13 protein-coding genes are annotated in these 15,780 nt (G+C 41.4%); 5 read left to right on the top strand and 8 right to left on the bottom strand.

All coding sequences use genetic code 11. The features are described 5' to 3' along the window. Positions 1-28 precede the first annotated feature (28 nt). Entirely contained in the window at positions 29-1,858 is a 1,830-nt protein-coding gene (glmS, locus tag L5M51_RS19665; RefSeq protein WP_105250786.1) for a glutamine--fructose-6-phosphate transaminase (isomerizing), read from the top strand. 496 nt (positions 1,859-2,354) lie between these two features. Then, a complete protein-coding gene (gene tnpA / locus L5M51_RS19660) occupies positions 2,355-2,792 on the top strand; it encodes an IS200/IS605 family transposase (RefSeq protein ID WP_263174219.1) in 438 nt (145 codons plus the stop codon). 191 nt (positions 2,793-2,983) lie between these two features. Here the strand turns inward: tnpA and L5M51_RS19655 are convergent, their stop codons facing one another. Both L5M51_RS19655 and L5M51_RS19650 read right to left on the bottom strand, forming a co-directional pair. Then, a complete protein-coding gene (locus L5M51_RS19655) occupies positions 2,984-3,649 on the bottom strand; it encodes a DJ-1/PfpI family protein (RefSeq protein WP_263174216.1) in 666 nt (221 codons plus the stop codon). 21 nt (positions 3,650-3,670) lie between these two features. Next, positions 3,671-4,156, bottom strand: coding sequence for a rhodanese-like domain-containing protein (locus L5M51_RS19650; protein WP_263174213.1), 486 nt, complete (start codon positions 4,154-4,156; stop codon positions 3,671-3,673). Positions 4,157-4,297: 141 nt separating this feature from the next. Between L5M51_RS19650 and L5M51_RS19645 the strand changes: the two genes are divergently transcribed. Continuing rightward, the gene (locus tag L5M51_RS19645) at positions 4,298-4,876 is read left to right on the top strand and encodes a TetR/AcrR family transcriptional regulator (RefSeq protein ID WP_263174211.1); all 579 of its coding nucleotides are present in this window, start codon (positions 4,298-4,300) and stop codon (positions 4,874-4,876) included. Positions 4,877-5,346: 470 nt separating this feature from the next. Here L5M51_RS19645 and L5M51_RS19640 read toward each other — a convergent pair whose 3' ends face one another. The 6 genes from L5M51_RS19640 to L5M51_RS19615 all read right to left on the bottom strand — a co-directional run bounded on the left by L5M51_RS19640 (position 5,347) and on the right by L5M51_RS19615 (position 12,742). Further along, a complete protein-coding gene (locus L5M51_RS19640) occupies positions 5,347-5,787 on the bottom strand; it encodes a hypothetical protein (protein WP_263174209.1) in 441 nt (146 codons plus the stop codon). Positions 5,788-5,797: 10 nt separating this feature from the next. Then, positions 5,798-6,463: a molecular chaperone gene (locus L5M51_RS19635; RefSeq protein ID WP_263174205.1), complete on the bottom strand. Its 666-nt coding sequence runs from the start codon at positions 6,461-6,463 to the stop codon at positions 5,798-5,800. Positions 6,464-6,530: 67 nt separating this feature from the next. Then, on the bottom strand, positions 6,531-7,208 hold the full coding sequence (locus L5M51_RS19630; protein ID WP_218737736.1) for a DMSO/selenate family reductase complex B subunit: 678 nt from the start codon (positions 7,206-7,208) through the stop codon (positions 6,531-6,533). 11 nt (positions 7,209-7,219) lie between these two features. After that, a complete protein-coding gene (locus L5M51_RS19625; protein WP_263174201.1) occupies positions 7,220-9,763 on the bottom strand; it encodes a DMSO/selenate family reductase complex A subunit in 2,544 nt (847 codons plus the stop codon). 19 nt (positions 9,764-9,782) lie between these two features. Next, on the bottom strand, positions 9,783-11,786 hold the full coding sequence (locus L5M51_RS19620) for an MtrB/PioB family decaheme-associated outer membrane protein (protein ID WP_263174200.1): 2,004 nt from the start codon (positions 11,784-11,786) through the stop codon (positions 9,783-9,785). Between the two features lie 14 nt (positions 11,787-11,800). Continuing rightward, on the bottom strand, positions 11,801-12,742 hold the full coding sequence (locus tag L5M51_RS19615) for a DmsE family decaheme c-type cytochrome (protein WP_218737739.1): 942 nt from the start codon (positions 12,740-12,742) through the stop codon (positions 11,801-11,803). Positions 12,743-13,116: 374 nt separating this feature from the next. On the opposite strand from L5M51_RS19615, the gene L5M51_RS19610 reads away from it, so the two are divergent. Both L5M51_RS19610 and L5M51_RS19605 read left to right on the top strand, forming a co-directional pair. Next, positions 13,117-14,730: an IS1634-like element ISShes12 family transposase gene (locus L5M51_RS19610; RefSeq protein ID WP_011715680.1), complete on the top strand. Its 1,614-nt coding sequence runs from the start codon at positions 13,117-13,119 to the stop codon at positions 14,728-14,730. Positions 14,731-14,851: 121 nt separating this feature from the next. After that, complete coding sequence (locus L5M51_RS19605) at positions 14,852-15,643, top strand: Crp/Fnr family transcriptional regulator (protein ID WP_263174195.1); 792 nt, start codon at positions 14,852-14,854, stop codon at positions 15,641-15,643. Positions 15,644-15,780 lie beyond the last annotated feature (137 nt).

Raw genomic sequence — 15,780 nt, 5'->3', positions numbered from 1 at the left:
ACTTCATTTTAATTTATAGGTAAAGACTATGTGTGGAATCGTAGGCGCCGTGGCGCAAAGGGATGTGGCTGAAATTCTGGTAGAAGGCTTACGCCGTTTAGAATATCGCGGATATGACTCTGCAGGCGTTGCCGTTATTCACAATGGTGAACTCAACCGTACGCGCCGCGTTGGCAAAGTACAAGAGTTGTCGGCTGCGCTTGAAACTGACCCATTAGCAGGCGGAACCGGTATCGCGCACACTCGTTGGGCGACTCACGGTGAGCCGAGTGAGCGTAATGCTCATCCGCATTTATCGGAAGGTGATATTGCCGTGGTGCACAACGGTATTATCGAAAACCACAATAAACTGCGCGAAATGCTTAAAGGTTTAGGTTACAACTTTAGTTCAGATACCGATACCGAAGTGATTTGTCACTTAGTGCACCATGAGCTGAAAACCCATAACACTCTACTTGGTGCTGTACAAGCCACAGTTAAACAACTCGAAGGCGCCTATGGCACAGTCGTTATTGACCGTCGTGATAGTGAACGTATGGTTGTTGCTCGCTCTGGTAGTCCATTGGTGATTGGTTTTGGTCTAGGTGAAAACTTTGTCGCTTCAGATCAACTCGCCTTATTACCCGTCACTCGCTCATTTGCTTTCCTAGAAGAAGGTGATGTGGCCGAAGTGACCCGTCGCAGCGTGAGTATTTTCGACTTAAACGGTAATGCCGTTGAGCGTGAAGTCAAAGAATCTGAAATTACCCACGATGCCGGTGACAAAGGCGAATATCGCCACTATATGCTTAAAGAAATTTACGAGCAGCCATTGGCACTGACGCGCACAATTGAAGGTCGTATTGCTAATAAGCAAGTGCTAGACACGGCTTTTGGTGACAACGCTGCTGAGTTTTTAAAAGATATCAAACATGTGCAAATCATCGCCTGTGGTACTAGTTACCATGCGGGCATGGCGGCACGTTACTGGTTAGAAGATTGGGCTGGTGTGTCTTGTAACGTCGAAATTGCCTCTGAATTCCGTTATCGCAAGTCGCACTTATTCCCAAATAGCCTGTTGGTGACGATTTCACAATCGGGTGAAACTGCCGATACCTTAGCGGCCATGCGCTTAGCGAAAGAAATGGGTTACAAAGCCACATTGACGATTTGTAATGCGCCAGGTTCATCACTGGTTCGCGAATCTGACATGGCTTACATGATGAAAGCAGGCGCCGAGATTGGCGTGGCATCGACTAAAGCTTTCACAGTACAGCTTGCTGGCTTGTTAATGTTGACTGCGGTGATCGGTCGTCACAATGGCATGTCTGATCAAATGCAGGCCCAAATTACTCAAAGCCTACAATCTATGCCAGCAAAAGTGGAACAAGCTTTAGGTTTAGATGCTGCGATTGCTGAACTGGCTGAAGATTTTGCCGATAAACACCATGCATTATTCCTTGGCCGTGGCGATCAATATCCGATTGCGATGGAAGGCGCGTTAAAGCTGAAAGAGATTTCTTATATTCATGCTGAAGCTTATGCCTCTGGCGAATTAAAACACGGCCCACTAGCGCTTATCGATGCCGATATGCCAGTGATTGTCGTTGCGCCAAACAATGAATTGCTCGAAAAACTGAAATCGAATGTTGAAGAAGTGCGTGCCCGTGGCGGCTTAATGTATGTGTTTGCCGATGTAGATGCCGAGTTCGAGTCGGATGACACGATGAAAGTGATCCCTGTGCCACACTGTGACATCTTTATGGCGCCACTGATCTACACTATTCCTTTACAGCTATTGTCGTACCATGTTGCATTAATCAAAGGTACCGACGTGGATCAACCACGTAACTTGGCAAAGTCTGTAACAGTAGAATAAATAGAGATATTTAAATGAAAACCGCTGTGGGAGAGTAATAAAGTCTCATACTAAGTATTAAAGGTTCATACTTGGTATTAAAGTTTCATACTGAAATGGCAGCGATCACGTAGGTACGCTGCCATTTCTAAAACGTTTATGCCCCAAAACGTTTCAGCAATGATCTAGGATGAGCTTTGTTTCCCAAATCGGATTTACGAACAAGTCCAAAAATTGTTCAAATATCAAATTACATTCTGAGTTTCAGGCATACAAAACCCTTTAAGTTTATACAAACTGATGTGCATAGCTTTCAATCGAAAGCTACAGGAATATTTCTAGCCTCTATGTCCTTATGTAATATAGAGATAGGAGTATGAGAATACAGATAGAGATTTATTGTCATCCCAAAACCACCGCCTCTGGCGGTGGTGATTGTTCCTTGAGGCTATAGCCTGAATTACGCCCATGCTAAAAGAGACTTCTTATTCACCACAAGTAAGAGGAAACGAAAAGCATGGGCGATTATAGAAGTTCATCACATGTTTATTGGCGTTGCAAATATCATATTGTTTGGACTCCGAAGTACCGTTTTAAAATTTTAAAAGGAAACCTTGGTAGGGAGTTATACAGGTCAATTTATATCCTTTGCAATATGAAGGGTTGTGAGGTTTTAGAATTAAACGTTCAGATAGACCACGTTCACTTAGTTGTCATAATCCCGCCGAAGCTGTCAGTATCAACGCTGATGGGAGTATTGAAAGGAAGAAGTGCGATAAGGCTGTTCAATAAATTCCCTCATGTACGTAAAAAACTATGGGGCAATAGCTTTTGGGCCAGAGGTTATTTTGTAGATACAGTAGGGGTTAATGAAGAAATCATTAGACGATATGTGCGCCATCAAGATAAACAAGATCAGGCACATGAGGCTCAATTGTCGTTGCAGATGATGTAGGTTCTTGGAATAGCCCCTTCCAGGGGCAAGTCAAAGCCGCCTTCTAAGAAGGCGGATTCTTTACTATATAAGGTAATTAACACTTGCACCCTTTAGCTTTACGATTGATGTTTGTGTGTACTTTAATCAAAATATTTCAGGGTGCAAGTTAATCTTAATATTTTATATGCTCAGTAAATAACTGAACGTGGCTAAATATTCTTTGCTATGACGGGATAACCAATTGCCCACAAATCGCAAATAACTTTATTTACTAAAATTGGAGGAGCAACATCAGGATGACCACAGTTAAACGGTGGGTCTGGATTATATTCCAGTAGTAATTGAGTTTCTTGTGCTTTATCGATACCAATAATACGTGATATAATTGCAAGACCAAAGTCAATTCCAGCAGTAACACCGCCACCTGTTACACGATTACGATCAATCACATAGCGGCCTTTTGTATAGACAGCACCAAATGAATGAAGCATATCGACCATTGTCCAATGTGTCGTTGCTTTATAGCCTTCCAATAATCCTGCTGCACCAAGAATAAGTGCACCTGTACATACGCTCGTAATCCAAGATGATTTATCTGAGGTACGATTTAAAAAATCTAAAACTTCTTGATCTTGCATTGCTTCAAATGCACCAAGTTTTCCTCCTGGAACAAAAAGTATATCAACTCTCGGCAGAGCATCAATTTCATCAAAGGTGCAAGTTGGCAATAAATATGCGCTAGTATCAGTCTCTATTTGCTCACGATTTTTCCAAACCAGTTGAATATTAACATCATTTATTAATGACCAAGCTTGTAATGGCCCAAATAAATCTAAAGGGGTTATACCAGGGTAAAGTAACATCACAATATTCATAAAAACTCCAAATTTAAAAAATTATTTTATGCTTGATTTAAATTCATCAATCTTAAATGAACCATAAAAATTACTTACCCTGTGTCCAGAGTTAACCCATGAAAATAGCCCATCCTTTAGATTGTAAACATTAATATACCCAAATTTATTAAGGATATCAGTAACGATTGTGCTTCTAATGCCATGGGAACACATAACAACAATATGTTGATTCTTATTTGGGATCAACCTCTGAACATTAAATTCCACCGTTCCCCTAGGGATGTTTATCTTATTATTTATATCTATATTTACAGCAATGATTTCTTCAGACTCTCTAACATCTAAAAGAATAAAATCTTTCTTGGTTTCTATCCATTTATTAAGTGTTTCAGCTTCAATTGAACTAATCTTATTAATTAGCAGCTGATGCTGATTCCTGATAATTTTTTCAGCTGAAATTATTTCACTAGCAGTAACTGGTATACTAAAAGCAACCGAAAACAAAAAAACTAAGCTAAATTTCATAAACAACCATCTCATAAAACAAAAGTTAATGTCGAGTCATAATGATAAATGCTTTAAGATTTGCAAAATATAGACAAATTATATATATTGTCCATACTTAGACGAATATGATTTGTTGGTTATAATGTGAGATACCAAGCTATGGAACGTGGAGAACGAGAACGTTGCCGAACTAAAAGTGCAATTAAGAATGCACTTATACTAATAGTAAAGAATAAAAACTATAATGACATTACTGTAAAAGACATTGTCGAAGAGGCTAATGTTGGCCGCAGTACACTTTATAAGCATTATCCATCTAAAGCACACATTATGCTTGAAATTCATGAGGATATGTTTAACCTGTTATTCGATGATCTTACAACATCTGAAAACTGGCTGCAGACTGAGCCACAACCTCACTTAGTATCGTTTTTGAATCGGTCACGTCAATTAGGAAACAATCGATTTTTTATGAGTTATAAACTGGGGAATGATCTTGATTTTTTATTAACAAATGTGAATATGCTTATGAGCAAAATTCTACAGGAAAGATTAAATCAGGCTTTTCCTACAATAAGTTTTAATATTCCCAGTCAAATTATTTCTATATCTATAGCGAGTATTTATAAAGATTTATTATTGGCTTGGTTCGCTAAGTTCTCAGCGACGCCTCCAAACGAGTATGCTCATTATATTTCACAGTTGCGTAGTCACTTAATAAAGTCACATATGAAGTAGATCTAAGTCACCCGATTTAATACATCGCGCGCTATTTTTACAGTACATGGATTTTTAACTTTCTTTTTAATTATGTTAAGCGCTTGTAAATAAAGCTAAATATAGGTGGCAGAATAATAGGGTGCTCGCCAGTTGGTGCTTATGATTAAAAATTAATAATAGTATAGATAGCGCCCGCTCAATCATTAGTCCAGAATTTATGATAATTTACTGAGAATATAACTATTATGCATTTTTTGAACTTGCAGTTTGCATAAAAATCATTTCTTTTAATCTAATAAAGAATGAATTACTGTTGATAAAAGATAACTTACACTCTTTCCAGTTGATTGTTTTATAATGATATTTTAGAACTGAAAACAGATAATACTGTGGAAGATACAAAATAAGCTTATCAGATTGAATTAAAAATTAGAACCAATCCATATTATTTAAACGATCTAGATGTAAAGTGACGATAAAAGATGTATTTATCTTATTGATTTGTTTTTTAACCCATTTTGTAATGTTATGATATCTAGTTGAGAACATATCTTATTTATTAAGCTGCAGATACTAGAGTTTTTGGGGGCGAAGTTGTTTGCCCAGATATTTGCCAATGTGAATATGAGTCTTTCACATTGGCTAAGTTCGTTATCTTGCAATGCTTTTATAAATAGTAACTGGCAGCTAATAAATAAACAGTTTAAAACATGTTCTTCTGATATTTTTTTGAAGTTAACTTTTTGGGGCAACCACTCTGGTTTACCTTCATTGTATACCAGCGCAGCAATCATACATGTCACAGAATTTAAACTGGTTGCACCTGTAATAAATTGATTTATTTGACTATGGTTTCTAAACTTCTGATTTAACACGTCACTTAAATGAGATTTTTCCCATTGTTGGTTTATTGAATTTAATAATGTCATTATTAGATACCTAGCGATAAATATTCCTAACTTTAACTTTTAAGTTGAATACTCTAATTAAATATTCAAAGAACTCTAATCCTAAATTTGAAAATCCTTTATAATAGTCTGATTCAGAACTTTCATAAGCTAACTGCAAACACCGATTTCCCCACGGTAGAAAATGGGTCTCTAATAGCTCTGTAAGAACTAATCTATAATCATCGACACTAGGGTTTTCTATCATTTTTTCTAGTAAAAAATTAATAACAGCCATAATTAAGCCGATGTGATCAATAGGTTCATTGCTTTCGGCTTTAACATTTATTCTGTGTTTGGCGTAAAAATGTTTTAACTCAATAGTGCTGCTGTCATTTAATAGCTGTGAAGGTGATAAATAGGTTGACCCCCAAGGTGTTGCTTTGGGAGTGTTTGGACCATAAAAAACCGTTCCGTAATCTAATTTAAGCTTAATGAGTTCATCATTATTATCACTCCATTGTGTTAGAAATCGGGACAATTCTTCTAAAGCTTGAGATTCTCTTTTTGAATTAGTTAGTCTTGGCCAATCTTTGGCTAGGTTTTGCTCTTTGAATTGATTTAGTAATTCTGCCTCAGGATATATCATTAATACTGAATGTAAAATATTTGATATAGCTTTCAATTCGTTGAGTGTTGCGAGATTATTTCTTTTCATGATGATTGAATTATCTTTTTATATTTTAAAAGGTGCAATTTTCATTGCACCTTAACTTAAAAGTTCTTTAAACTTCGCGTATATTCAATACTTTACCGCTAGCATTGCCTGTCGATTTTGAGTTTCGAGAGGCTTTTACAATCAAGTTTGGAGACGTTATTGACTGCGAAGGTAAGGGGGCAAAATGCTCATCTCCATCGCCATATTTTGCTCGTAGATTTTCCATCGTATCAAAATCTAATGCTCGCAAAGGACAGCTTTCGACACAAATAGGTTTTTTACCTTCGGCAAGACGGTCGTAGCAACCATCACATTTAGTCATTACTTTTCGGTCTCTATCAATTTGCGGAGCATCGTAAGGACATGCTCTAGAACAACTTTGACAACCAATGCAAAGTGATTCTTCAACTAACACAAGACCATCTTCCTTGCGTTTGTGCATCGCTCCTGTTGGGCAAGCTTTGACGCAAACAGGTTCAGAACAATGATTGCAACTTAACGAGGTATAGTAAGCAAATACATCTTGTTCGAAGCTATTATCGCTATTCTGGTTCCATGTTCCGCCACCGTATTCATACACTCGACGCCATAACATGCCAGGTAGAGAAGCTACGCCATTTAAGGCTACGTCATCTTTGTTTCGAATTTTTCCAACCATACGGTCTTTACAAGCAATGTGACAAGTCTTACAGCCTGTACATTTGCTACTATCGAAATAGAATCCAAATTGAGTTTTTTCTGTCATTTTGATTACCCTTAAGCTTTTACTACCTGAACACGATTGGTATGTTGTGGATTCCCCTTTGTAATGGGCGAAGGATGGTATTTGGTTAATGTGTTAATACAACCACCAATATCAATCACATGACCAGATGGACCAATTCGACCATTGCTATCTGGTTTGTACCATGCACCTTGCCCTAAGGAGCAAACTCCTGGTGTTACTCTAGGTGTTAATTTGACTGGAATCTCTATCGTACCTCTGTCATTGAAAATATGGACTTTATCTCCATCAGCTAAACCGCGTTGAGCTGCATCAATTGGATTCATCCACACAGCATCTTCAACTGCTTCACGTAACCAAGCGACATTGTGATAACTGGAATGGGTTCTACCTTTTGTGTGATAACCACAAAGTTGTAATGGATAGCCAGCATTAATCGCATCAGCATCTTCATACCCGTCCCAAGTGATAACATATTGTGGCAGGGCAGTAATTTTGTCTCCTGAAGGCAATGTCCAAGTTGCCGCTTTACGTGCAAGGGAAATGGAGAATATTTCAAACTTTCCTGAAATCGTTGGTCGTGGATTTGCTGTTGGGTTTTGAATAAATGATTGATACGCTACAAATGAAGCTGGCATATATTTGCGGAATACCCCAATTTTTTGAGCCTCTTCATAGGTATTGGGCATCGCAACGTCTGGATTCATCGCTTTTGTTTCACTGTAGAGTTTTTCACACCATTGTTGGCCAGTTAGCCCATTGGTATATTCAGACTCTTTACCCATTGCCTTGGCTATGCCAGTACACATTTCATACATTGATTGAGCTTGGCCAAGAGGAGTTAGTGATGTACTCATGAAGGTTGCATAGGCCATCTGCCCTGATGCATAAGAGTCATTTGCATAGTCATCAGATTCAAGCCAAGTACTATCAGGTAACAGATAGTCTGCAAATTTTGCAGAAGCTGTCATCCAACAATCACTTACGATCACTAATTCACACAGTGTCTCGTCTTGTAATATCTCTGCTGTACCATTACTGTCAGAATGTTGGTTTACCAGTGTGTTACCCGCACAGTTGATTATGGCTTTGATGTTGGTTGTTAGCTTTGCAGGGTTGTTGTCTACTAGTTCTTGGCTGCCACTCGTCTTGTAACGAACACCATCAGTGGTTCCTGTGAACTCTTTGCCTCGAACAATCGCATCGGACCATGTAAAGACTGGGATTGTTACTTCAACAGGATTATTACCTGCCGGCATTCCTGATACCCCAAAGCTATAACTGGTAGGCATTGCACCACTGTTTACGCCTGGGCGGCCAATCTTACCTGTCATTATCGCTAGGGTATAAACAGCTCGGGTTGCTTGATCACCGTTAGCATGTCGACTAATACCTGCTCCAGCAGAAATATATGGCGCTTCTGCAGCCATAATTGCTGTAGCTAATTGTTTGATTTTATTTTCAGATACGCCACAAATAGCAGCCGCCCAACTTGGAGTTTTAGCTCCGTTAGCGGAATAAATGCCTTGTCCCATGATGTAATCAAAATAGTTTTCATCTGGGTTTACATACTGTGCATGTGATGCAATGAATGGATCTGAATGTAACGCGATAGATGCTTTGGCATTAACTAAAGAATTCCTGTCATAACCTACAACATACTTATCTAAAAATGACTTCGCATTTGAGTCTACCCAGCCAGAATTAATCATCTGATAAATAACAGCTTCGATTAATGCTGCGTCTGTTCCTGGGCGAATAGCAAGCCATTCATTTTCGTTCCCACGCATAGAATCAGTGTAACGAGGTTCGATCATCCAAACTTTAATTCCCTTTTGGTTTTTTTCAAGGGCTTTCACAAAGTCATAACCTTCACCACTACCACTCATGCGAATTTCATTAGGGTTAAATCCAAAACCAATAAATAGGTCAGAGTTTTCAATTTCGCTTAGAGATGAACCACTAATACTGTCCCATTGACTTCCGTATGTCGCTATACTCGCAGCATAGACTCCTGCCCAAGAGTAATCCCAATGGTAATCAAGGAAACCACCATTTAAATTTAATAAACGTCCCCAAGTCGCAGTATTAGATGAAAAACCATAATAAGCTCCTGAACCATGATGAAGATATATTGATTCTGGGCCATAGGTTTCTTTAATTACTTGTAACTTAGTGGCTATTTCTGAATAAGCTTGTTCCCATGTAATAGGAATAAATTGAGCATCACCACGTTTACCTACTCGTTTCATTGGTGAACGAAGTCTATCAGTCGCGTAAGTTCGTTGCCTTAATGACCGGCCTCTGGGGCAAGCTCTTGCTTGATGATTAACGCCATACTCATCAGTGGTTTCATGATCTGTTTCGATACGAGTGATAACCCCATCCTTACTGAACACTTTTATGGGGCAGTTTGAACCACAGTTAACCAAACAAGCGGACCAATTAATGACTTCATCCGTGGGTGTTGTCGTCGGTGGTACAACATTGGCTTCACTAGCGCTTTTATTGCATCCAGAAATTGTCGCTGCAGCGGTCACCGCGGCACTCATTTTTAAAAAACTTCTACGTTCCATTCTCTTCACCTCTTTTAAATCAAGGCAGCATGTAGCTGAAGGTCAACATCAGCAGATGCGCGTTGTAGTTATGATTAAGCTCACCCAAGGTCACTAATCCCGGAACGGCATGGGGGCTGACTTCGGCATAGTCAGTATCGTAGTAACGTTCGTACTGATAGCTCAGTTTTAGTCCCATACTGTTGTTCAGGGCATAACGGCCATACAGCTCAAAGTTGTGGCTGTAGGAGTAGTAATCGCCGTAAGGCTGGTTAGTGGTCGTGGTGATTAGGGTGTCACTCGCTGAGTTAGCAAATTGGTAATTGCCCCCAATGCTTAAGCGGTCATCCATCAGCCCGTCGTAGGTGAAACCGATATTGAGGTCGATAAACTCATCGTCGATATTGGTGTACCAATCTGGGGTGGAATAGGCTTGGCTACCTGCGATGTCAGATTCAATCCATTGTTGCCCTGCGCTAGCAAAAACGTTGAATCTGTTGGAGAGCTGCGCACTGAGTTGTACGTTGTAACCGTAGTCCTGCACCTCAGTTAAACCAATGAGGGTGTCATCGTAGTCGTCATTGTTGTAATGGGCATCGAAGTCAAGGGTTAACCATTGCAGGGGGGTATGATTAACGCTGAGTTCGAGCCCATTACGGTTTCTGTCTGCAAGGTAAAACTTGCGTAACAACGGATTTTCCTCGATGGACGTGGCTTCCAGGCTGTCGTAAGTTGAGCCATCACGGGTTTCATAACTGGCTTTAAGGTCTACCACAGTTTTAGGGATGACACGGATATTCAGCTTGGCCCACAGCGCACTGTCTTCTGTTTCTTCACGCTCGGTATAGTTACGTTCCACCGCTTTGTAATCAAAACCGCCGAGTAAACGATAGTCGCTGTTGAAACGGTAGCTACTCTGCAGTTTGAAGTTAGTGCGCTGAATATCCATCGCAACGTTTTGCTTAAAAGCACCGCTGACATTGTCCACTTCAAATTGGGCAAAATCCCAGGTAGAGCTTTTATTATCTCGGTCGCTGTAATCCAGCTGACTGTTTAGGCGCCAACGGGGACTCAGCATACTGCTAAAGCCGATACGCGCGTCTAAGGTCTCCACTTCACCATCCCAGCTTTGCAGGGGATTGCCGCTGACTTGGATAAGATTGTCATCCTGAATCATTCGGCCAGTAGCGAGGCGACCGTTAATCACGTTCGTGCCGAGTAGGTATTGGCCCGTTAACGAGACTTGATGAGCATCGTTATCTGGGGTGGCAGCATACACATTATCGGCATAGGGTAGACTTAAGTGATTAATGTGATTTCGGTAATAACTGCCGTTATAGGCCAGTTCGCTTTGCCATTGGTGTTGGTCGATGCTAATACCCGCATTGATATTTTGGGTCGTTGCATCGACGGGCAAGGCAAAGTTCATTGGGCCTGAGTTGGCTAATAAACTGCTGCGACGATTGCCCGTTTTATCCTCTTGGTCATAGTTGATATAGCCCTTGAGGCCGTTAAGCAGCGCATCTAACTCACCCTCAAGGCCGATGCCGACTTTTTCACGCTGTAATTCAAGGTCAAGGTAGCGGGTGTGACTGTCGGGTAGCAGCAACCCATTGTTATGCCATAATTGGGTTTGGGCAGTGGCGTCATAACGAGTCATCATGCTGTAATCGAGTTGGATGCCGCCCAGATTGTTCTTGGCGGCTTCGAGGTGCAGATAACCGTTGTCCGAACCGAGTTCATCGGCTTTCATCACTGCCTGGTATTCACCTTGTCGATAACTCACATCGCCACCGACACTGCCGCGCCAGCCCGCATCACTGTCGCCAAAGCTATTACCTGAGTGGATATCGTCACTGTTTGCCCAGCCAACATTGGTATTGACTTCGCCTTGATAGCCCAGTTTTACTGTACAGGACTTACATTGATAGGCGCTGGTGTTGACCAGGCTGGTATTGGCTTGCTTAACCGAAAAGTCTGCGGCGTTAACGCTTGCAGAGGCGGCAAGCAGTCCAATGGTGATTAAATTCAATTTAAACTTCATCTCAGACTCCTTAATCAACGCGCAAAATTGCTGCCAGCAGGGTGGTTGGAGCCGTGGATTTGGCTATGGCAATTCAAACAACCCATACCCGCACCAAAAGCATTGGTACTCGGTTGGCTAACCACACGGCTCGCATGGCCATCGTCGGCATGACATTGTTGGCATAACTGCGGCACACGTTGCTTAACTAGGGCCTCGTTCACGCTGCCGTGAGGGTTATGGCAGGTTGAGCAGTTTTCGGTGACGGGCGCATGCTCCCATAGGAAGGGGCCGCGTTTTTCGGCATGACAACTATAACAAGTGTCATTTACTGTGGCTTTTTTGAGGGCGCTCTCATTTGATGAACCGTGAGGCGCATGACAATCGATGCACGTCATCTGATCCCACTTTAAGGGATGGGATGAACGTTTACTCATATCCGCTTTTTCGCGGGTATGACATGAAGTACAAGCTTGGTTAACCTGTTGTTTATCTAAGATAGGGTCTTTAGCCACATGTACCTGGTGGCAGGATGCACAGGCGATTTCCTCCAGATTATGCAAACTATTATGCCAACCCACTTTGGCGGTATTTTGGTGACAACCCAAGCACACAGTATTTTGAGTCGGGGCAGATAACTTGCTGTCCTGACCAAAGGTGATCATTGGTTCTTTGCCACCTTTGTTATGGTTACCTAGAGGGCCGTGACAAGACTCACACTGCAATCCCGCCATGGGGGAATTGGAATGGCTCATGTCACCATGCTTGCCATCGAAAATAGCCATCACTTTGTCATTTTTCTTATGACACACTAGGCAAGAATCTGCACCTTTAGGCGAATATTTACCTGCGGTAAACTTCTCTTCCAGGGTCGACTTAACCTGCTCAGTTGTTAGGCTATCCCAAGGTGTAGAATATGCTAAAGGAATGAAAAGAATTAGTTTAATCAACAGTATTGCTGATAATAAGTGTTTCATTATTAAGCCTCGTACCACATTTTGCAAACCATTAACCTTAAGCACTTAAGCTCATTATTTTTATCCGTATTTAATAACTGCAAATGTGATCAATTTAAGTATGTAAAAAGCACATCAGCATTTATTTAACGAATGTCTTTGACGCTTTAAGATTTAAGCATAAATTAGTTAGAAATATGTATATACGCATATAGAAGTTGTATGATAAATGATGATGCTAGTCACAAATTCCATTGATTAAATTTTTTGATTGCCATCACGCATTTTTATCAAGTGTCTGTTGTGTCCGTCATTCCGCACCTAATTTTCGATTTAAAAAACTTGACGGCGATCGGTCATTCTGATCTATTACTCTCTTTTGCAGGTAATTCATCATGGCCGCTCCCGCTATCTCTATCCGTAACCTCGACCACCTTGGTTTGGTCGCTGCACTTTGCCAAGAACTCGGCATTGCTCGCATGATTGATGCGGTGCTACCCAAAACGCCGCCCTACAAAGTCTCACATGGTGAAGCGTTGGTGGCGATGATACTGAACGGTCTTGGCTTTCATAGTTCGACCTTGCACATGTTCCCGCAATTCTTTGCCAACAAGCCTGTAGAACGCCTGATTGGCCCGGGGATCTGTGCCGATGACCTCAATGATGATGTGCTCGGCCGCTGCCTTGATGCCCTCTTTGAGGCCGATGTCAGCACGCTTTATCAGGTGATGGCGGAGCAGGTCGTTGAACGATTGGGGCTCAAAAGTACTGCAGTACACCTCGATATCACCAGCTTCCACGTCGATGGCGCCTATGACCAAGCCGATGGCGAGCAGCTCGGTAAGTTGCAATTGGTACGGGGCTATAGCCGCGACCATCGGCCAGAGCTAAACCAGGTTATCCTGGAGCTTATCTGTGAAAATCAGGCCGGCCTGCCCATCTACATGCAAGCCTTGAGTGGTAATATTAATGATACCAAGGCCTTTGCCCAGACGGTACGGCGCCACTTGAGCAGTCTCAAGGCCGCGCAGGAGAGTCGTTATCTGGTCGGCGATGCGGCGCTGTATTGCGCCGACACCTTGCAACTACTGGCACAACAGCAACAGTTGTTCGTGACTCGTGTGCCTGTCACCCTCAATGAAGCCAAGCGAGCCGTGGCAACCATTGGCACCCAGTCGCTGGTTGCGCTGGGCAATGGCTATCATGGCTGTTGGCAAAGCGCCAATTATGCCGACGTCGCGCAGCGTTGGTTGCTGGTGCGCAGCGAACAGGCCAGCCACCGTGAGCAGCAAACATTAGCCAAAAACCTACTGAAAGACAGCACGCGTGAACTGAAAGCCTTCAACAAATTATGTGCCCAGCGTTTTGCCTGCGAGACCGATGCGCAGGCTGAATTAGCCCGTTTTGCTGTCAGCTTAAATCTGCTGCAACTAGAAGCAGAAGTCGTGAGTGAACCTATCTATGCAGGGCGCGGAAGGCCCCAAAAGGGTGAAATGCCGGTGAACTACCAATTTCACATCAAGGGGTTAGCCGCAAGTAGCTTGGCGCGGGTGGCTGAGGCGCGCAACCAGACAGGGGTGTTCATCCTCGCGACCAATGATCACAGTGAAACGCTCACCATGGCTGAGCTGTTGGCTACCTATAAAGCCCAGCAGAATGTCGAGCGTGGTTTTAGGTTTCTGAAAAGTCCCGAATTTTTAACCTCCTCGTTATATCTTAAAAAACCGGAACGTATCGAAGCGTTGCTGATGGTGATGACCTGTAGCCTGATGATTTATGCGGCGCTGGAGCACCGGATCCGGCAGGGCTTAGTAGAGCAGAACCGGAGTGTGGCGGACATGAAAAAGAAACCCACGCAAAAACCGACTGCGCGGTGGATTTTTTTACGCTTTGGCGGGGTGCACGAGTACCAGTTGGGAGAGGCGCCACCTCAAGTCACAGGACTCACAGTGGACCAGCAGATCATTCTCGACGTGTTAGGCGAACGGTATCGGCAAATTTATTCCTAAATCAGGTGCGGAAAGTCGGTTGTGTCACGATTTTATAAATATAAAATTGATAAGTGGTATGTTTAAAGTTTGTTTTAATTATTATAATTAATATACGTGGTAACTATTAGATGGCTTTATCATGAACGCAGTAGATCTAAACGCAAGAATGAGGGAACAGTCGACAATATTTTTCCCCGAAAAAGTTGAAAAATGCATTGTGGATTTTATATATGAAAATGGTGTAACAAAGACTTTATCCAAAGGAAGCTCGATAAGTAAGCAGTTGTTGTTAAACAATTTTATATATTTAGACGATGGACTTCTTTTATATGCCAAACGGACTAACGATTACACTAGACCAAAATTTGTAAATGCAATAATCCCAGGTAGGCTGACTGATTATCATTTGCTCTTAGAGGATAAATGTACTTGTTGCAAACAAATAATAGTTGCGAGGGATAGTAAAGTAACGTTTATAGATAAACGATTAATCAACAATTTATCTCACACAAATATTAATCTTTTTACTAAGTTTATGTTTAGTTCAAACTATTTCATGGAAAGACAAACGGCTTTGGCAATTTTTTTACTAACGTCCTCTCCTGACGAAAAGTTAGTAAAGTTAGTTTTTGACTTGTTAACAGTGTTCAACAGTAACTTTAAGGATGAATGGCTTAAAGTTGATGTCAAGCTAACTAGAGAGGAAATATCGGACATTTTACATATAAGTATAATTAAGTTAGATATTATGCTGGCCAAGCTTCGTAAAAATGGATTGTTAAAAAAGGAGTGTAACTATATGTTTTTTAACTCAAAGTTTATAAAAAACTTATCACCTTGTCCATTAGGTAGAGAGGACGCTAGTGGGTGCAAATCGAATAACATGCTAAAATTTAAAGTAAATAATATGATTGCCATTAATAATGGTTGAGTTCGACTCTCTGAGAACAAGGCCGTGTTTAGCATTTAACTAAGTGAATTAATTCATGATGTGGATACAGAACTATTAGATTTTACTTTACGATTTCCTTGAATTCCTAGGTGAACATGTAACCTATTTTTACAACC

Source organism: Shewanella sp. SM73 (assembly GCF_025653795.1).
GTDB classification, from domain to species: Bacteria; Pseudomonadota; Gammaproteobacteria; order Enterobacterales; family Shewanellaceae; genus Shewanella; species Shewanella oncorhynchi.
Note: the sequence above shows the minus strand (reverse complement) of the source record. Positions and strands in the feature narration are given on the sequence as shown.